Source organism: Halobacillus litoralis (assembly GCF_009856415.1).
In the GTDB taxonomy this organism is placed as follows: Bacteria; Bacillota; Bacilli; order Bacillales; family Halobacillaceae; genus Halobacillus; species Halobacillus litoralis_C.
This window is the reverse complement of sequence record NZ_WMEZ01000001.1, coordinates 661,093-680,744: the sequence shown is the minus strand read 5'-3', so window position 1 is coordinate 680,744 and position 19,652 is coordinate 661,093. Positions and strand designations below refer to the sequence as shown.

Genomic DNA, 19,652 nt, shown 5'->3' with positions numbered 1-19,652 from the left:
GATGGATAACAATTAACACGATATTTTTAGAGAAGAAAAGTAGGGAGGAACGCGTATTTTCAATCATTCTAATAAAGAGGAGAGCAGCATGCGCCATTATTTAAGTTCACGTATGAGTAGATGTGATGGATCTTAAACTAAGTGCTAATCTTATAGCTTTGAGAGCATAAACAGTAAAAGCGTGTGTAACAAATACAAAAATTAATGTAATTACAAACTATATGTGAACGGATATATATCCAATCAGCGTAAGGAAGTTGCGTGGAATTAAATCCAGTATGATTATGACGAAATGTAAAATGACATGTGTAGAAATGATTTAACAGTTAGTTGGAATGTTAAGGCAAACTTGATGAGATAGAAATGGATGGATGATATAAGATCAATTCAAGCTAATCGTATCTGGACAATATTTAGTCAGATTTTTTTGTAAAGCTCAAAAGCTCAAAATGCCGAATAGCAGAAGATATTCGAATACAAATAACTCATAAACAAAAGTAATGATTGATGTAAAACCTGCTGATTTTTTTATTTCGTCTCAATATCATGAGTATACTTTTGCAATGAGACAAAATAAACTTATTTAAAATGAGTAAGTATAATAAATATTATGTCGACTAGAATAATAAAAAAAGAAAGAGAGTTTTCCCTCCTTCTTTTTCACTTTAATAACTTTAAAAACGTTGAATATTTTCTTTCTAAATATATTCCCTTTTGGTCGTATATCCAATAGAAGAAATTTTCAACATCTTCTTTACCGCTAACATAAACTCTTACTATTAAGTCATCGTGGTTCGTATTTAATCTCGATTCTATATCATTTGCTCTAAGTACATTTATTAATCCCATCATAAATGATTTGGATCCACCTACAATATTGATAAAGTGTTTATCTCTGTAAATACACCCATCACCATCAAAATACCCTCTTACAAAATGTGATTGATATTCCCTTGGAACATTTGGATATTTTAAAGTCAATGATTTCTTAGGTATTATGCCATGTATGTGAATGAGATCCTCTTTGAGAATTTTACTTCCGATATTAAGCATGTGTACAGCTGTCCGTTCGTTTTTTGTTATCGGATGGCTGGATTCCATTTCACGCTTAATATCCAGCAGTATTTCTTTTTCTTTTTGTGCGATGCTAATTAACTGCGCATGCCCTGAAATCATTCCATCTGCTGCAATAAATCCTAAGATATATGCCATGTTGTTGGACCAAGTTTTAAAATAGTCTTCATTGACCTTAAACTTTCTCTTCCAGCTGCCTCTTGGTCTTAATGGAACTCCTAATTCCTTTAATACGATACGGATATAATCCGGTGAAACATTCGCTTTTTCAGCTATAACAGTTGTACTCTCGCCGGCCTTATACAGTTGAGCAATATCTACTTTGGACATTGTTCTTTTTCTTAATGGTCTACTCATTTATGATCCCTCCTAAGTGTTCGTTCTTTTTAATTATAGCGAACATATGTTCTGGAGGGTAATTTTTAGCACTTCCCCTTTGTTATTTCGCATTTGTTCAGCTAGGATAATGATATAAGAAGACTAAGGAAGGTGTTTATGAAAAAGCTGCTCCTCTTCGTAAGTACTGTATTTTTAGCATTGATTATAAAGCCGAAGAAAGTTACTGCACTAGTAACTCAAGAACATGAACATCTGTATCCTGGTACAAACCTCTCCATTGCCCCTGGGGATTTGCTGTTTTCTCCAATCGGTAAAAAAGAATCGCGTTATATAGGTCATGTAGGGATTGTAACGAAAGATAATAAAGTTGTTCATTCCATTCCTTCAGGAGTCGTGCAAGATCAAATGGAGTCTTATTTTAACAAATTCAGCAAGATACGCATCTATTCAGCCCAGGATAGGAAATCAGGAGACGCGGCTGCTGATTATGCGGTAAAACTGCAAAGAGAACATCCTCATGCCAACTATAAGATATGGACGCCTATAAGCAGGGTCAACGAGGAACAGTATTGCACAAAAATTGTGTGGCAATCTTATTATTTTGGTGGAGGTGTCAATTTAGGCAACCTTTCTTTTCATGCTAAATCCGTCCACCCAGAGCGGTTAAAAGATCGGAGGTATCTATCCAGGAAATAAAAAAACGCTCATCCTTATTTATTGGATGAGCGTTTTAAATATTGATGAAAGTCCGATTCTGAAATTATTTCAATGGGATATCCCTGACTTAGCAGCGTCTCTGCTCTTTCGAGTTTGCTCGTTTTTTTGCCATTTTTATACCCTTCGAACGTTTGTTCGCCAACGACTACAAAGCTTGTATTGGATTCAATTGTGGTGTGAAGTTCTCCACCTAAATCAACAACTTTTTGACTGGCTTCATCCCTTTTCATTTCTTTTAACTTTCCGGTAAATACTACAGCTGCATTATAAAAAGGGTGTGATGAATCAAACTGATTGGTTGCGGCTACGTAGGAAGATGGATGTGCTTTTTTCGCCCGTTTCTTTTTGTTTATTCTTGCTGGCTCATAGCCTCCATCAAACATCATTCCGTTCGTTGTGCCTGTTTTATCTACAAGGTCCTTAGCATCCGTAGCTCCAAGCTCTTCTTTTGCTGACATAAGGATATGAGCAGAAGCTTTCGCATCTTCTAATGCATGGTGGTGACTGAATGTAAAACCAAGATGATTGGAAACGATATTTAACTTGTATCTTGGCAGTTGCCACGTTTTCTTAGATATATTGACGGTGCAGTTGTAAGCAAGCATCGGGTAGCTGAGATTGTATTGATCCAATACAGCACGCAAAACCCCCATATCAAACTGGGCATTATGAGCAACGACAAACTTTCCTTCCAGCCATGACCTGATCTCTCGCTCCCATAACACATCAAATTCCTCGGCATCCTCAACATCACCTTTGGTAATTCCATGCACACGAATATTGATGGGGGAAAAATAGTTTTTCTGTGGTTTCACTAACTTGTAGTATTCCCTTTTTATAGAGCCCTGTTCATATTCCACCATACCAATGGAACAAACAGAACCTCTTGAAGAATTAGCTGTTTCGAAATCAAGAGCTACAAAATTCATGTCGATCTCCTTTATTTATAGTCTTATCATAATAATAAATGGCGGACCATAGGTTCGTCTATAGTAAAGGCTTGCCATTCATGAGATAAGGCGTTATGTATTTCAGGGAATATTCCTCTTCTGATCAACAAAGGATAAAACGAAGGAGGCGTTGGAGATGGCTTTCGATTATGCTGAATTACCAAAAGAACAGCTGCAGCGTTTAAAAGAGCTAGAAGATCAACTGAATGTCGTTTTAATCGCCTATGACATGAAGTATAAAGATTGATGAAAAGACGCCAATCATGGCGTCTTTTGCTATCTCCGTTCATGTACTTTCGAAGATTCATTAGAAAAGCACACCTTCCACATGATGCAGAAGATGTGCTTTTTCTTACTTTTTATAAATCGTTAATTTTTCTTCAATGGGTGTGCGTGTTTTCTGCTTCGGTTGTTGCTCAAAGAAACCCATATGAATAAAACCTACAATTTTTTCACCGGGTTGAACGCCTAAAAGTTCACGTACTTTCGGTTCGTGAATTTGCGGGTTTGTTTTCCAACATACACCTAGTTCACGTTCCCAGGCCAGCAATTGGAAATTTTGAAGCATGCTGCTGATTGCACCGAAGTTTTCCTCCCACTGCTTTTGACGAGGATCTTCATTCATAATCGCTATTAGAAGAGCGGCTGGCTGGCTGAAGTAGTTTCTGCGGTTTTCCTGCATGTCACGAGGAAATGTTTGCACAAGGGACTCCACGAATTCTTCTTTTTCGTGAGAAGGAATGAAAATGAATCTCCAAGGTTCACGTAAACCGTGAGTTGGTGCCCATCTCGCGTCATCTAAAAGTTCAGTAACAAGTTCTGTCGGTACCTCTTTATCTAAATATCCACTCTTTACAGAGCGACGTTCACGAATGATTCTTGCTAATTCTGTTTTTGTTTGTTCCATACCTCTCACCTACGTATCTAAAGTTTTATTTACGGTAATGATAATCGTTCTCAGTGATTTTGTCAAGGTTTATTCCTTTAAATACGCGATGATAAGAACCCTTGGTCTATTACAAAAAAAGCTACCTTAAAGCAGGTAGCTTTTTGCATCTCTTATTCTAAATGTCCAGCGATTTCTTCAGCAAATCGTTCTGCTGACAGAGGACCAGCAAAAGTACCCATATCACCGGGAAGCTTATACGTGTGGTTTTCTTCTACAAAATCTAAATTCGTCCAAGCTGGATTGTCGGCCAAGTTATCAAAAATAGGATCGTCGTCCTGCACCAGATAGAAGAAATGAGAATCTTGATAATTTTGCAGGGACTCAACATCTGAATTTACAAACCCGTAAATTTCAGGTTGTTCCGTTTCGACTGCATTGTTGATCCCCATTTGGTTCAAAACTCCAGCTATTACGGAATTATCTGTAAACAACCTCATGGTAGGTGTGTTTTGAGAGGTGAAGGCTTGCGTTACAACGGCATCCATTTGACTAGCATCTCCAATTCCTTCACCTAAATCGGAAATTCTTTGTTCCATTTCGGTTAGATATTTTTCAGCTTCTTCTTCTTTTTTGAAGATCTTACCCATCGTTTTAAACTCATCTTTCAAGTGCTGGTACTGATCGCTTGCACCTTCCTCAGAATACGGCGCAAACATAATGGTTGGAGCGATATCGTTTAATTGATCTTCAAACCCTTCGTGTCTGTACTTCGCACCTATGATCAAATCAGGATTCAGGCGTGAAATAGCTTCAAAGTTTGGTTCGGATCGCGTACCGACATCTTCTACCTTATCTGATAGGGGCTCACCTACATTGACCCATTTGTTATACCCCTCTTTATCTGCTACTCCAACGGGTTGAATATGTAAGGGAAGCATATGTTCAACATAGGACCACTCTAAAACGACAACTCTCTCTGGTGTACCTTCAATCTCCACTTCCCCTGTGCTGCTTTCAATCGTTCTCCCTACTTCTGAGGTTGAGGATTCAGAAGAAGCAGCTTCCTCACTCGATCCCTCTTCTCCACAAGCGGCTAAGAAAAGTACAAGCAATAAAAATGATAGCATCTGCCATATTTTCATAAAAAACTTCCTTTCATCTAAATAATTGATAAAGATTATCATTATCAATATTATTGTAAAGGAAGGATCGGGGGCCCGTCAATGAGATTCATTATCAATAAAAAGAAGAGGGTGAATTCACCCCTCTTCTTTAAACAAATGTAAAAATTCACCGTATCCACGCTTTTTCATTTCCTGCTTAGGAATAAACTCCATGGCTGCACTATTCATGCAGTATCTCAACCCTGTCGGTTCTGGTCCGTCTTCAAATACGTGACCAAGATGATTATCCCCTTGCTCGCTTCTTACTTCTGTCCTCATTCCGAAAATTCCCGGATCATCTTTTGTCGTGATGTATTTCTCCTTAATCGGTTTCGTGAAGCTTGGCCATCCGGTACCTGATTTGTATTTATCTGTAGAACTGAATAATGGCTCTCCTGAGAGAAGGTCTACATAAATGCCCTCTTTCTTATTGTCCCAGTATGCATTATCAAAAGCTTTTTCTGTACCGTCCTCCTGTGTTACTTCATATTGGATTTCCGTTAGTTTACTTTTCAAGTCCTGCTGAGAATATTCGACAATTTCACCATTATAAAACTCTACTCTCTTCCCACCTTCAGAATCGCTGGTTGTAGAAGCTCCAGAATTTTTATTGAAAAAAAATAGGACGCCGACAGTTAATAGTAAAAGAAGGCTGATCGCTATGGCTGTCATTTTTTTCATTCCTTCTCCTCCCTTAATAAAAGAAATCCTATCATCATCTTACCATGGGAGCTTAGGTTCAAAAAATTCCAGTGCTCATCCCAAAGAAACGAAGTTATGAAATCAGGAATTTTCGTCCATCCTAAGAAAGGATATGAATGGAGGGATCATGAATGAAAACTATCATCTCAATACTGGCCATAGGACTCATTGTCATGAGTGGATGCACGGCTGATAACGATGGAGAGCAAATGGTGAATTATGAACAACAACAACTATCTACTTCCCCCACCACGGATTCACTCAATGATATGAATTATGAGACGAATGAGAAGGTGGATAAGGCAAGAAAAGCTCTTCCGTTTCAACAATTTGATCTGGAAATTGATTATGTAGATACACTCTCTTATGAAATTCAATACGTAGCGAACGAATCTCAAACCCGGGCAGTGATCCACGAAATTGGCGAAGAAAAGATCTCAGGAGAAAAGGCGCTTGATCAACTGACACCCCATTTCATGGAACTCAGTTTTGATGAAGATTCATCTGAACAAGAAGTGATTGAAGATGTTTTACAGGTTTTTGGACTTGATGAAACGTATAAGGAATTCAAGTTGAGGGTTGTTTATAGCAACGGGTTAGAAGAAGAATACGAAGATTAAAATAATTAAAAGAAAACAAGCACCTTGGTTCAATGACCTAGATGCTTGTTTTTATTTTTTTATATTGTTTCGGAGTTGCTACTAAGTTTTAAGTGCGATTATGATTGATCACTGTTTTACCATTCTCTTGAATGATTTTTCGTTCTTTCATTAGTTGTCCAAGGGCGCGCTTAAATGCTGCCTTACTGATTTTAAAGGTTTTCCGAATGTCTTCTGGATCACTCTTATCATGAAGGAACATCACACCGTCGTTTTCTTGTAAATATTCATAGATCATCTCTGCATCTTCCTTCATTCCTTCTTGTTTTAAAGGGCGAAGAGATAAGTTGATTGTTCCATCATCTTTCACATCAATGATTCTAGCTGTAATCGTCTCTCCAAGTCTTGGTTCTGCTTTTCTTTCACTTGGATGGACAAAGCCTCGGTACCCTTCTCCAGTCAAGACCGTTGAGCCTGCTTTTGTTGCTCGGTAGACACGTGCAGTGACTTCTTGTCCAAGAGCTTCTTTGGGCGCAGGTTCCAGATCATCCATGACTTCTTGTTCAGAAATAGGTTCTGCCAAAAGGCGGCCTTTTTTATCCAGTTCTAGACTGACAAATAAATGATCCCCTTCTTTAGGCCAGACGGATTTTAGAAGAGGGAGGTGATCGGAGGAAACGAGAATATCCTTATTATTTAAACCAATATCAACGAATACCCCCATATTCGGAACAACTTCTACGACATCAGCCCATCCATAAGTATCTTTTGTAACTTCCGGAAGCTCCATCGTAGCGGAAGCTTGTCCTTTCTTGTTTTCATAAATAAACATGTCTTTGCTTTCATCCAATTCAATCTCTTCTGTTACATCTTCGTCCAAAAGTACAAATTCTTCATTTTGAATTTGAACAATAAAGCCTTCTGTGATTTTCTTTTTAATCTTTGCTTGTTGGATTGTTCCCAATATATTGACATCTTTCATGTAATTTCATCCTTTTTCGTGACGTAATGGTACTTATTATAGCTTACATCGTTCCATTTTAAAACGATGATTTATGATAATTGAAAAAGCGTGGCAAATGCCACGCTTTGTAGTGATTAATACCACCAAGAAGCTCCTACAATAATTAGGAGAATAAACAAAACTACGATTAGCGCAAAGCCTCCACCATATCCTTTACTCATTCCAATTCCCCCCTTTACTTCTATATATGAGGTTGGATAAGAATCGGTATGGGTGAAAGGCTGAGCTACCTAATGATTAGGCAGATGTCCACCTTAAATATCTTACACTATAAAAAGGTTTGGTTAATTCTGGAACGAGTGAGCGATTCGATGATAGGATTTTTTCTTTTCTTCAAAGTCAAATATATTTGTAATGATCAAAAATTCATCCGTCCCGTAGTATTCAGACAGTTCTTCCAATTGGGTTTTTACTTGATCTGGGTTTCCGATAATGCAGCGTCTTCGATTTTTCCTGATTTTATCCTTCTCTTCTTTTGTATATGGGTAATTTTTGGCCACTTCTGGAGAGGGCACCCGGGTGTCTAAGCCTTTTTCTACCCGAAGCAACCAGAGATCTTGGCTTATAGCTAGCTCTTCTGCCTCTTCTTCTGTTTCTCCGCAAACAACGAATATACAGACATTCACGCATGGTTCTTTTTTATCAGGGTCTTTATATCGCTCCCTATAGGTGGCAATGGGTGCCTTCCCATGGTCAGGATTGATGAAATGACCAAAAGTGAAGCCTGTCCCATTCAGTGCTGCATGTTTAGCTCCACGCTCGGTCAAACCGAGAACCCATAGTTCTGGCTGATGTTCGGTTTCCGGCCGTGCCTTTACACCATAGAATCGGTCTTCTTTAGGAGTGGATCCTTGCAAGAACTGTTTCAGCTCTTTCACTTGCCTTGAAAAAGAACTGAGCGGCTTCTCCATTCCATCCGTAAGAGCCAGCCTCGTCTTTGGACCACCACCTGGGGAACGGCCCAGGCCCAGGTCTACTCTTCCAGGAAAAAAAGCCTCAAGCATGCGGAAGTTTTCGGCTACTTTTAATGGGCTGTACTGGGGTAGCAGTACACCACCCGATCCGACCCTAATCGTTGTTGTGGATTGGGCAATCATGGATATTAATAGTTCAGGAGATGTACTGGCAAGGCCGTTCGTATTGTGATGTTCCGCAACCCAATACCTGTGAAATCCTAATTCCTCTGTGTATTTAGCTAATTCTACGGATTGTTGTAACGCTTGTTGAGCAGAGTACCCTTCAGATATCGGGCTTTGATCAAGCACACTTAGTTTCAATGCAAGCTCACCTTTCATTTATTTGTACACATCGTCCATAATTTGTTTCAATATTTGTATCTGTTCTTCAAATAACAGCTTATAACGTTTCTTTAATACATCGAATTCTTCTTTGCCTTCATCCGTCAGGTAATACCAGTAAACCTTTTGTCTTTTCTTATCATGTGATTTGTAATCATCCTTACGATATAATAATCCTTGCTCTGTCATTTCATGTAGGGTATCAAGTAATGTGGAAGGTGCAGGGATCCAATTCTTCGTAAGTTTTTTGAACTCTGTTTTGAAATGTTCACTGATCATCGGCTGATGAACTTGTAACAGGTGCATGATATAAAACTTCGTAAATTGCGCGGCACTCATGTTTAAAGCAAATCGTTTCGGATTGTTTTTATGAGACAAAATCATCCACCCCTTGTCATAAAATGGTCTTTCTATCATTCTACAACAAAAGATGGATGAATTGTCCAATTATGCGCACATTCGTTCGCTTAACTGTGTTTTTTTTGTATTATCATTTCGGAGTTGCTACTAAGTTTTAAGTAGAACTTATTAACATACGCGAAAAGCAATTTTACCGAAATTTTTTGAGTCTTGAATGTATTCGAATGCTTCTTTATACTCTTCCATCGGAAAAACCTTATCCAGTTGAGGTTTTATTTTGTGTTCACTAATAAAACGGAGCATCTCCCGCAATTCCTCTGCACTTCCCATCGTTGAGCCTAGTAAGTTGTACTGCCCGTAAAAGAATTGACGGATATTGATGGTCACTTCATCTTCCGTCGTTGAACCGAACGTAACAATCGTTCCTCCCTTCCGTACAATATCCAATGATTTATTGAAAGTAGCGTTTCCGATCGTTTCAATAAGCAGGTCCACCTGTTCAGAAGCCAGTGCTTCCTGCCAATTTTCTTCTGTAGAAATGGCTACATCTGCTCCAAGGCTCAATGCTTCCTTTTGTTTACTTTCTGATCGGGAGGTTACAATGACTCTTGCCCCGATTGCTTTCGCAAACTTCAGGCAAAAGGTGAGGACACCGCTGCCAATCCCCGGCAACATAACCGTATGCCCCGCTTCAAGATTCCCTCTTGTAAACAACGCGCGATAGGCAGTCAGTGCTGCTAATGGAAGAACGCCCGCTTCTTCGAAAGACAAATGCTCAGGTTTTCGTTCCAGGTGGTCCTCTGTACATGTATAATATTCTGCGAAGGTTCCGTGATCGGGAAGCCCGACAATTTCAAATCCTTCCGGAGGAGCATCGCTGTTTTTCTGCCATCCGAGTCCAGGATTGACAATGACTTCATCACCAGGTTGAAACTTTGTAACACTTTTCCCTATGGTTTCTACAACGCCAGAAGCATCTGAACCTGGAATTAAGGCCGGATCATCCGCCTTATGCCGCTTCGTGACTACAGCCAGATCCCTCCGGTTCATTCCTGCTGTATGTACCTTTACTTTCACTTCGTTGTCACTGATTTGACGCTCTGACATTTCTTTTACTTTCAATCCCTCTAGACCTTCTTTGCCTTCATGTACAATCGCTCTCATCCATAACTTCTCCCTTCTTGTTACAATGTCTTTAGTCTATCAATAAGTGCTTGGAACTCAAAATAAACCGCATAAAAAAACTCCCTTCTGCACTTACAGAAAGGAGTTTTTAATATTATAAGATTAGTCAGCTAGTACTTGAACTTTAACCGATTTTCTACCAAAGTCTAGTGCATCTTCACGGGAAGGCATGAAAATATCGATACGGTTGCCGTTGATAGCACCGCCGGTATCTCCAGCAATCGCTGTTCCGTACCCTTCGACATACACTTTAGATCCAAGTGGAATGACGCTTGGGTCAACGGCAATCACTTTTTGATCCGGGTTTGCACGCAGGTCAATTCCAGTTGCTGTTACACCGCTGCACCCTGTGCAATAAGCCGTATAAGCCGTAGCTTCAGCCGTAAACTCTTTAATTACATCGTTGCTTGTGTCTTGACTTGTGCTTGTTTGTGTAGCTGTTGATGTGCTGTTGCTGGAACTATTGCTTGAGCTGCTGTTTGTGCTTGGAGCAGACGTTTGTACAGCCTGTCCATCAACTTTGAACTGGTCGCCAGGATGAATGAGGGTGGAAGTCAGGTTGTTCCACGCCATCAATTGATCGACTGAAATATTGAATTTTTGAGAAATGGCGAACAACGTGTCTCCAGACTTCACTGTGTAAGTGGATGTATTGGAAGACGTAGTAGATGAAGGTGTGCTGGATTTTGAATCATGAGCTACTTTCAAAGTTTGGTTTGGATAGATCAGGTTTGAATTCAAATCATTCCATGTCTTCAAATTTTGAACGCTGACGTCATATTTTTGAGAGATTCCCCAGAGAGTATCCCCTTTATTGATTTTATATTCCGTTTCGTGGGCACTTACCGTCGTGGCGAATGCTCCTGTTAATGCGACAGTTGCTACAACAGAAAATACAGTTTTTTTCATGAAATTCTGCCTCCTCTTGATTGGTCGATCCCTATGTATTTAGGTGATCCATTCACAATTACAAGATTAACAGAATCTCAGGATAAATTAAGAACAAACAAGCAACAGTTTGTTTGCAAACATAACATCCATATTTCACAACCATTACAAAAGGAGCATTTGCACTGCGGAACGGTCAAAAATGCCCTCGTTCTACTAGATTTCGTCATCTTTCAACAAAGCAGTATATTGCCTACTCATAGATTTTTTTACCCGAAAATGATAGAAAAAAACATATTCTAGCGAAAAAAAGCACAAATCCTCAGAGGATCTGTGCTTTTATTTCATCCTTATTTAGCTGCTACTTGCTTTTGAACTTCTGGATCGTTCAAGAACTCATCATACGTCATTTCTTTATTGACAATCTTACCATTAGGCGTAATTTCAATAATACGGTTAGCAATGGTTTGTATGAACTCATGGTCGTGGGAGGCAAAAATGACGGAACCTTTGAAATTGATCAATCCCTTGTTCAAGGAAGTGATGGATTCTAGATCAAGGTGGTTCGTCGGTTCATCCAAAAGAAGAACGTTTGCTTGAGAAAGCATCATTTTAGAAAGCATGCAACGCACTTTCTCACCACCTGAAAGGACATTCGCTTTCTTAAGCGCCTCTTCTCCAGAGAACAGCATACGTCCAAGGAAACTGCGTAGGAACGTTTCTGTTTCATCTTCTGGTGAATACTGACGCAACCACTCGACAAGGTTCAAATTCGACCCTTCGAAGAATTCCGAGTTATCTTTAGGGAAGTAACTTTGAGAAGTCGTTACCCCCCATTTATAGGTTCCTTCATCCGGCTCAACCTCACCCATAAGGATTTGGAAAAGAGTCGTTTTGGCAACTTCGTTTGATCCCACAAGGGCCACTTTGTCATCCTTATTAAGAGTGAAGCTAACATTATCCAATACTTTCTCGCCATCCACCGTTTTCGAAAGGTTTTCAACTGTCAGCAAGTCATTTCCAATTTCACGTTCAGCATTGAATGCGATGTAAGGATATTTTCTGGAAGAAGGTTGAATATCATCCAGTGTGATTTTATCCAGTAGTTTTTTACGTGAAGTCGCTTGTTTAGATTTGGAAGCATTGGCACTGAAACGTGCAATGAACTCTTTCAAGTCCTTAATCTTCTCTTCTTTTTTCTTATTCTGTTCGGAAGCCATTTTCTGAGCTAATTGACTGGACTCATACCAGAAGTCATAATTTCCGACATAAACCTGGATTTTTCCAAAGTCAAGGTCTGCGATATGTGTACAGACATTATTCAGGAAGTGACGGTCGTGGGATACGACAATGACTGTATTCTCGAAATCGATTAAAAAGTCTTCCAGCCATTGAATCGCTTTAATGTCCAAGTGGTTGGTCGGCTCATCGAGCAGAAGAACATCCGGATTACCGAATAGCGCTTGCGCAAGAAGAACCTTTACTTTTTCCGATCCTTGCAGTTCACTCATCTTCTTATCATGAAGATTTTCACCAATGCCTAAGCCTTTCAATAGACGGGCCGCATCAGACTCCGCTTCCCAACCATTCATTTCAGCGAATTCTCCTTCAAGTTCCGCTGCGCGCATACCGTCTTCTTCTGAAAAGTCGCCTTTCATATAGATGGCATCTTTTTCTTTCATCACTTCATACAGACGTGTATGACCCATAATGACGGTCTCAAGCACTTGATATTCGTCATATTCGAAATGGTTCTGTTTCAAAACGGCCAGACGTTGATCCTTCTTCAAGCTTACGTCACCCGTTTGAGCTTCGATCTCCCCACTCAAAATCTTTAAGAACGTAGATTTCCCTGCACCGTTCGCACCGATCAGACCATAGCAATTGCCGGGGGTGAATTTTATATTTACGTCTTCAAACAACTTTTGATCGCCGAATCGAAGACTTACATTGTTTACTGTTAACATGTGATAATCCTCCAGTACTCTCGTTTCTATAACATAGAAATTATATCATTCTTGAGCGTTGTATGATAGCCGTCGCCGACATTAAAAATATCCACGCTCCGCTCCCCACTCAAGAAACAATTCATAATCTTCATATACCTTTTTTTCATAATGGTCGGCCCATACACTGAGTTGCTGCCGGAACCTCTTTTTCTCCGTTCCGACCGCTTCCATGATGCTATCTTCACTATGATACCCGAGGATTCCCTCGTCAATATCCACATCCGCCCGGGCATGGATTTTCGCACTCACTTTTGCCATCGTCTTTACCGTTTGTTTGACAGACTTCAGATCACTTAAGTGCTTTTCTTTCACATCCTTGGAAAAAGGCGATCGTTCCCGCACATAAAAATCTTTCCCGTCCATCGTGAAATAGCCAAGAAATGGATCGGAGAGGTGGTGCATCGCCTGCTGTGTGTGAATGACCCTTCTTCCCTGGTGTTTATGATCGTTCCAGAAGGCCTCATCATAAGGGAAGAAGTACGCAGGTACAGGTGTGCGCGCTTCTTTCGCTTCAAGGATGATATCATCTTCATGATCTTCATGACATGCGCCTTCAATGAGAATGTAAAACCTTTTCAAACCTGTCGATCCGATTCCCGCTCCTGTCTTTTTGACCACGTCTTTGATCCGGTAATAGTCCTTCGCCTTCTTTTTCTTAGCGTCCAGAGAATGATAATAGTCCTCCCACGCTTTTTCTAACAACTGTTTTTCGTGTTTAGGAACAGAAGACAGCTTGTCCTTTCCGATATCGAAAGACCGGATAGAGTCGTGGTTAATGATGGTCTGCTTTTCAAGTTCATGTGACAAACTTCTTTGCTCCGCTTTCTTTATTGCCTTTTTAACAGGACCTTTGGTGGACTCTTTCGTGAATTGGACTTGTTCCGGGCTTAATTCCCGATCATGGTAGGCTTTGATTAGTTTCACGTACGTTTTCAAGTATTGATGAACCATCTCTTCCTTCGCCTCATCATCATAGGAAAGAGATTGCATCATTAAACGTATACTAACGACCATGCGTAAGACGTCGTAAAGATAGGACCCGAGGTACCCTTCATCGAAGTCATCCACATCGAAGACAATCTCTTTGTTTTCGTTTTGAAAGACACTGAAATTGTTGAAATGCAAATCTCCCATAATCCACGTCGGTCTGTCTTTGGAGGTGTGGAAGGTAAAGGGCAGATCTGTCGTATCATGAAAGAACAAATAAGCACTTCCTCTAAAAAAGCTGTAAGGATCTGCTTTCATTTTGTTATACTTCTTCTTTCGCTCTTTCTCAGACAGGTTCATTAAATCCCCATCAAATTTGTCTAAAACCGTAGCGAGCGAATTCTTTCTTAATAGCTGTTTTGTTTCACGCATCTGTTTAACTTTTTGGTCCATGGTCTCCCCTCCCTGGAATATAAGAAAAAGCGATTGCCTGAGAAGCAACCGCTTTTTTCATTAAGATTGTGATTTATAGTATAAACTATTGTTTTCTACAACTTGAAGCACTTTGTTTTCTTCTTCCATATCACTTCCGCACATTGGACACTTCTTGTTATCATTGGTTCTGAAGTTGTCTCTCATCCAACAGTTGCAGTCTTCAGATGTACAAACCCATATCTTCGTATCTTCTTCTTTGATCTCAGCCTGGTTTTTCTTTCCGAAAGCCATCGGCGTAGCCCCCCCTTTGGAATGTCATGATATAAAAGAGACTGACCTTCAAAAGCCAGTCTCTTTCTATTTTTTATTATAGTTTCGTGACGTTTGCAGCTTGTGGTCCGCGATTGCCTTCTGTCACTTCAAACTCTACAGCTTGACCTTCCTCTAGAGACTTGAAGCCTTCTTCGTTGATCGCGCTGAAGTGTACAAATACATCATCTTCACCTTCAACTTCGATAAAACCAAAACCTTTTTCCGCGTTAAACCACTTCACTGTACCTGTTTTCATAGGGATGGATCCTCCAATGTTTCAAAAATTAATATGCGTTTTGCAATAAAGAAAAAATCACATATTATAAAAAGTACCAATAAGGATTGATCACTCTTTATAATAGGTGATTGGAAGTGCGAACTTCAAATATTGGTAAATTTTATCCTTTTATACACTATACTATGACTCACCGGTGAAGTCAAGCAGAGCGTGCTATTAACGTTACACGACTAGTATATACAGTGAGAAGGCGAATTATTCCATTCCGTCATGATCTTTCTATGATGGCACAAGCGATTCTTTTTCCTGAGTCTCCGCTTGGCTGGGACTGAAAGTCATCAGGCCCTTCATGAATAATCACCGATTTACCGATGATGGCACTCACTTTGAAGCGGTCCGTGAAAAAGATCATCCGTGCTCTTCCTTGATTGGAAAACAACACAGGGAAGTCTCCTGCGTGATTCCCGTGCGGTTGGTCGTCTGGATTCCAGTGTCCTCCGGCAGAGGAGAAGGGATCTTTACCATCCCCGATTTCGCAAACCCCTTTTTCATGGATGTGAAACCCATGAGGTCCGATCTGTTTGCCGTTTTTTGGCTTTTTGAAATCAGGCAGCCCTTCGACCTGAACAAAAACTTCGACACCATAAGGCATTTGATAAAATTGGATGGTTCCTTTCAAATTAGGAGCAAGTGGACTACTTAAAAATTTCGCCTGGGCGGTTTCAGAAGCATACGTTTGTCTATATGGACCGTTTTGGATATACACTGAACAACATCCTCCTTTCAGTCTATGCATATGACCCCCGCTTCCCCCTTAGACCTATGTGAGTTTCTGCATAACAAATCCCCCTTTTCCGAGGAGGAGGAAGAAATCCTTAGAAGAGGGGGATGCTGATGTATTACCTTATGTGCGGATTCAGATCATTAGAACTTTGGAATTCGAGAAAGGATGCGTTCAAGATCCTGCGTATTTTCTGGTCGCTCAAGATGAGACTGAAGCTGGGTAAAATGATCCGATACATCTTCTTTCCAGATGTTCATACATTCGCTGTACCTTCTATGCCACAACTCTGTATAATGATCGATGACCAATGATTCAATCACTTCCAGTTGAGCTTTCAATTCTGGAGAAACGATGGCAGACATGGAATCCTTCATCCCTTCTTTCTCATTTTTTTCAAAGAAAGCTTTAGGGTTTCTGAACAATTTCCGCAAGCTTGCTTTTTCTTTTTCACCGATATCAACCTTTCCATTGAGGTGCGGAAGAGGAAAGGTTCCTTCTTCGATCATCGACAGTTGAAGCGTGGGCCGGATTATATATAGATCACTTTGGATCCTTTCTTTCGTCTGGTTCACCAACTGATCCATGAACCGCTCCATACGAACACATACAGCTTTGACCTCCTGCAACATATCAAAACTCAATTCATCTAGAAGCTGTTTCTGAGCAACCTTCAATGATTCTTTTGTATCCCCATGGTTTTGAATGGTAGCTGGATTGAAATGTCGCTTGAACAAATCACTGAAATTAAGCATCATTCGTTCATGAACGAAATGAATTTGTTTATCGGCTTTGTTATGAATGGCGTCTTCTGCTCCCTGGTCAAAGTTTTTCTCAAGGATTTCAGATATGTGATCGTGTTCCTCTTTACTCTTTTCTATTTCTTCACGTCGCTCTTGTTCACTAAGCTGACTTGCAGCAATGAAGTTCTCAAGGACTTGCCTTATACTCTTAATGTCTTCATCAATCGCATGAATCATTATCTGTGCGAGATCTTCTTCAAGGAAAAAGCGGAAGTTTTCTTCAAAAGCTTGAATACCAGAATTCATATCCTTATCTTCCAGCTTCTCTTCAAGTGCTTGTAAACTTGAGATAGAGAAGAGTTTCGGGTGACGAATTTGGAATTCATTCAATTGTCCTCTCACATAGCTTTCCACCTGTTTCCGTTCCTCGTCAGATGATGCCAAATCAGCTGCATTGATGAGGAAGAACATTTTATCAAGGCTGAAGCTATCCTTCACACGGCCCAGCTGCTTGAGGAATGTTTGATCCGCATGGGAAAATGGATGATTATAATAAGTGACAAATAAAACAGCATCCGAATCCTTGATGTATTCAAAGCTCACATCTGTATGACGCGCGTTGACAGAATCCGCTCCAGGTGTATCGACGAGAGTGACTCCCGCTTCCGTCCATGGGCAGTCATAGAAAAGTTCCATAGACTCGATGAAGCAGGATTTTTCTTCTTTAGAAACATACGAAGAAAAGTCATCCCATGAAACATCTATAAGTTTGCCTAGATTCTGTTTCATCGTTGGATAACCGTCTATGAAGGCACGTAAAAAGGAATGTTTCTTATGATCAAGCGGCTGCCAATCCTTTTCTTTCAAGTTGTTAGTCTTCGTGTGTACATCTTCCAAAGTGAGTGCGCTGAGTTCAAGATCTTCAAGAATAGGAGATAAATCCTCAAGCATCTCCGCTTCTGTCTTCACATAAGCATCAATCGAGCGGTCCGGTTTTCCCTCATGGGATGGAGAAATTTTATTAATTGTCGCCGTGGTCGGATTGGGAGAAACAGGGAGCACCAGGTCTCCAAGCAATGCATTAGCAAAACTGGATTTCCCCGCACTGAATGCTCCGAACAGGGCAATCGTATAATGTCTGTCATCCAGACGGTTCCGTTTCTTCTCTAATTGAGCATAGAGACGTTTTGTACCTTCTAGTGAATGGATGTTTTCCAATGTTTCATCTGCCCGGAGGAGCGCCTGTTCGATGGAAGAACCACTCTTTTTGGTAGGCTCAGGACGAAGATCAGGTTCTTCTTCTTCAACGATCGAGTTTTCAGCAACTATTTCATCTGCACTTTTACGGATCATCTTTTCTTTTCGTTTCTTCCAAGCTTCACGGATCCATAATGCATCTTCTTCTGAGCTTTCTTTTTCCAGGTATTCTTCAAGGTTGTGACGGTAGTCTTTGATTCTTTCATTCAAATCCTCTAGTGCTCTTTCTATTTCCTGTTTTTTATCAGCCGCTTCGAAAACTTCTTTATGCTGTTCGATCATTTCTTGTTGATTGGCTGCAATTGCTTCAAGGAATAAATGCTTCCATTCTTGAATGAAACGCCGCGCTTCCTTTTGGATATCTTTGGATACATCATCGGTGTAGCGTAAAACATAAGAACCATTGACAGACGCCCCTCTTTCGACAAGAGCGTATAACCGTTCCTTTGGATAATGGAAGGTTTTCTTTTGCACGTGTTCAAGCAGCTTTTCGTTACTGATCGAATAGTGTTCCATCAACTGAAGCATTCGTTCACGAAGCGGCCAATACAGGTTTTTCTCCACGGACTCTGCGAGCTTCGTGTAAAAGGCATGTTCCCTTGCCTCACGTTCTTCTTCTGTTTTCTTTTGCGTAAAAAGAATGCCTACTTTAAAGTCCGGCTGAACAGACTCTAGATAAGCCTCCGCATATTCTCGAAGGGCACTCGGCATGAGGTATGCATTTGAGATAAATTGACTGACCCTCACCTGAAAGTCTGCTTCTGCTCTCTCATAGAGCGCTTGTTGGTTTTCGAGTTCCTTAGAATGGAAAGGACTTTGTTTGATTTTTTCCTCCCATTTTTCCTTTTCTTCTCGTAGTTGCGCCATCTCGTCCTCGAGAAGGTCTGAATACTCCATCACCGCTTCTTCGGCAATCCATTTCACCTGTGTTTCCGCCTGTCGTTCAAGTTTGTCTGTTGAAAAGAGGGCACGGAAGTCTTCCTTTAATGCTTGGAACTCATTGAAAGGTAGGGAATAATCTCTCAAGGATGTGAAGTAGATTTCTTCAGGGGATATGCCCCATTTTTCAAAAGCGTTTGTCACCGTTTTTTTATAGGTTTCAAAAGAGAGTTCTCTTTCTACGTGTTTATCCACCTGATTGATGACTACTGAAAAAGGTGTCTTTCGACGCTGCATTTCCAAAAGAAACAGAAGATTCACTTCAGACTGGACATGGTTGTAATCCATCACATAATACATGTAATCCATTAAATGAAGGGATGATTCGGTGATCAATCGGTCGGCGTCATTCGTTGAATCTACTCCCGGTGTATCGACGATCGATACATGAGGAGGCAAAGACTGTCCTGGTTGTGAGATCTCAAGTCCTGTAATCTTCTCCCCATCTTTACAGAGAGCTTTAATTGTATCCAGATCGATATCTGCATCATAACGGACGACCGCTCCATCCTGAAATTGAACAAGCGTATAGGGATCGCCTGTCTTCAATCGGACGATATTCGCACTAGTGGGAATGGGACTTGAAGGAAGAAGGTCATTTTCTAATAACGTATTGATCAATGTGGACTTCCCCGCTGAAAAATGACCAGCAAAGCCAATGTTCATTTCTTCATGATTTAACTTTTCATATAAATCCAATACTTTCTCTTTTTGCGATTCATTTCCTTGATCTTTTAAAAAAGCGTATAAATTCTGAATTTTATTGAGGCTTATATCTGTCAAATGGCTCATGTCTCGTCTCCTTTACCGTACAATGTCCTCC

The 19,652-nt window shown here is 40.3% G+C and carries 19 protein-coding genes; 2 read left to right on the top strand and 17 right to left on the bottom strand.

What is annotated here, in order from left to right:
- Nucleotides 1-660: 660 nt before the first annotated feature.
- Nucleotides 661-1,431 (bottom strand): LAGLIDADG family homing endonuclease, encoded by a 771-nt coding sequence (locus GLV98_RS03690; RefSeq protein ID WP_160912196.1) that lies wholly within the window; start codon nt 1,429-1,431, stop codon nt 661-663.
- Between the two features lie 138 nt (nt 1,432-1,569).
- Here GLV98_RS03690 and GLV98_RS03685 point away from each other — a divergent pair, with 138 nt between their 5' ends.
- Complete coding sequence (locus GLV98_RS03685) at nt 1,570-2,109, top strand: YiiX/YebB-like N1pC/P60 family cysteine hydrolase (protein ID WP_160912194.1); 540 nt, start codon at nt 1,570-1,572, stop codon at nt 2,107-2,109.
- A 14-nt stretch (nt 2,110-2,123) separates the two neighbouring features.
- On the opposite strand, the gene GLV98_RS03680 is transcribed toward GLV98_RS03685, so the two are convergent.
- From GLV98_RS03680 to msrB, 4 genes are all read right to left on the bottom strand, one after another.
- Nucleotides 2,124-3,059 (bottom strand): exonuclease domain-containing protein, encoded by a 936-nt coding sequence (locus tag GLV98_RS03680; RefSeq protein ID WP_160912192.1) that lies wholly within the window; start codon nt 3,057-3,059, stop codon nt 2,124-2,126.
- A 373-nt stretch (nt 3,060-3,432) separates the two neighbouring features.
- The gene (locus tag GLV98_RS03675) at nt 3,433-3,987 is read right to left on the bottom strand and encodes a nitroreductase family protein (protein WP_160912190.1); all 555 of its coding nucleotides are present in this window, start codon (nt 3,985-3,987) and stop codon (nt 3,433-3,435) included.
- 152 nt (nt 3,988-4,139) lie between these two features.
- Nucleotides 4,140-5,111 carry an ABC transporter substrate-binding protein gene (locus GLV98_RS03670; protein ID WP_160912188.1) on the bottom strand — a complete coding sequence of 324 codons (972 nt, stop codon included), beginning with the start codon at nt 5,109-5,111 and terminating at the stop codon, nt 4,140-4,142.
- A gap of 117 nt (nt 5,112-5,228) precedes the next feature.
- Complete coding sequence (gene msrB, locus GLV98_RS03665; protein ID WP_202409886.1) at nt 5,229-5,813, bottom strand: peptide-methionine (R)-S-oxide reductase MsrB; 585 nt, start codon at nt 5,811-5,813, stop codon at nt 5,229-5,231.
- 152 nt (nt 5,814-5,965) lie between these two features.
- Here msrB and GLV98_RS03660 point away from each other — a divergent pair, with 152 nt between their 5' ends.
- Complete coding sequence (locus GLV98_RS03660) at nt 5,966-6,454, top strand: YusW family protein (RefSeq protein ID WP_160912186.1); 489 nt, start codon at nt 5,966-5,968, stop codon at nt 6,452-6,454.
- Between the two features lie 88 nt (nt 6,455-6,542).
- On the opposite strand, the gene GLV98_RS03655 is transcribed toward GLV98_RS03660, so the two are convergent.
- The 12 genes from GLV98_RS03655 to GLV98_RS03600 all read right to left on the bottom strand — a co-directional run bounded on the left by GLV98_RS03655 (nt 6,543) and on the right by GLV98_RS03600 (nt 19,621).
- Nucleotides 6,543-7,415, bottom strand: a complete 873-nt coding sequence (locus GLV98_RS03655; RefSeq protein WP_160912184.1) for a CvfB family protein — start codon at nt 7,413-7,415, stop codon at nt 6,543-6,545.
- Nucleotides 7,416-7,531: 116 nt separating this feature from the next.
- Nucleotides 7,532-7,618 (bottom strand): YjcZ family sporulation protein, encoded by an 87-nt coding sequence (locus GLV98_RS03650; protein ID WP_008640034.1) that lies wholly within the window; start codon nt 7,616-7,618, stop codon nt 7,532-7,534.
- A 123-nt stretch (nt 7,619-7,741) separates the two neighbouring features.
- Nucleotides 7,742-8,734 (bottom strand): LLM class flavin-dependent oxidoreductase, encoded by a 993-nt coding sequence (locus GLV98_RS03645; RefSeq protein ID WP_337193707.1) that lies wholly within the window; start codon nt 8,732-8,734, stop codon nt 7,742-7,744.
- Nucleotides 8,735-8,752: 18 nt separating this feature from the next.
- Nucleotides 8,753-9,139: a helix-turn-helix transcriptional regulator gene (locus tag GLV98_RS03640; protein ID WP_237417024.1), complete on the bottom strand. Its 387-nt coding sequence runs from the start codon at nt 9,137-9,139 to the stop codon at nt 8,753-8,755.
- Between the two features lie 144 nt (nt 9,140-9,283).
- Complete coding sequence (locus GLV98_RS03635) at nt 9,284-10,279, bottom strand: zinc-dependent alcohol dehydrogenase family protein (protein ID WP_160912178.1); 996 nt, start codon at nt 10,277-10,279, stop codon at nt 9,284-9,286.
- Between the two features lie 123 nt (nt 10,280-10,402).
- Nucleotides 10,403-11,209 (bottom strand): 3D domain-containing protein, encoded by an 807-nt coding sequence (locus GLV98_RS03630; RefSeq protein ID WP_160912176.1) that lies wholly within the window; start codon nt 11,207-11,209, stop codon nt 10,403-10,405.
- 329 nt (nt 11,210-11,538) lie between these two features.
- Complete coding sequence (locus GLV98_RS03625) at nt 11,539-13,155, bottom strand: ABC-F family ATP-binding cassette domain-containing protein (protein WP_160912174.1); 1,617 nt, start codon at nt 13,153-13,155, stop codon at nt 11,539-11,541.
- An 81-nt stretch (nt 13,156-13,236) separates the two neighbouring features.
- A complete protein-coding gene (locus tag GLV98_RS03620) occupies nt 13,237-14,577 on the bottom strand; it encodes a DUF2252 domain-containing protein (RefSeq protein ID WP_160912172.1) in 1,341 nt (446 codons plus the stop codon).
- Nucleotides 14,578-14,637: 60 nt separating this feature from the next.
- On the bottom strand, nt 14,638-14,850 hold the full coding sequence (locus tag GLV98_RS03615; RefSeq protein ID WP_160912170.1) for a cold-shock protein: 213 nt from the start codon (nt 14,848-14,850) through the stop codon (nt 14,638-14,640).
- 76 nt (nt 14,851-14,926) lie between these two features.
- A complete protein-coding gene (locus GLV98_RS03610; protein WP_027954344.1) occupies nt 14,927-15,127 on the bottom strand; it encodes a cold-shock protein in 201 nt (66 codons plus the stop codon).
- A 250-nt stretch (nt 15,128-15,377) separates the two neighbouring features.
- Nucleotides 15,378-15,875: a superoxide dismutase family protein gene (locus GLV98_RS03605; RefSeq protein ID WP_337193705.1), complete on the bottom strand. Its 498-nt coding sequence runs from the start codon at nt 15,873-15,875 to the stop codon at nt 15,378-15,380.
- A gap of 158 nt (nt 15,876-16,033) precedes the next feature.
- Nucleotides 16,034-19,621 carry a dynamin family protein gene (locus tag GLV98_RS03600; protein ID WP_160912165.1) on the bottom strand — a complete coding sequence of 1,196 codons (3,588 nt, stop codon included), beginning with the start codon at nt 19,619-19,621 and terminating at the stop codon, nt 16,034-16,036.
- Nucleotides 19,622-19,652: the final 31 nt, after the last annotated feature.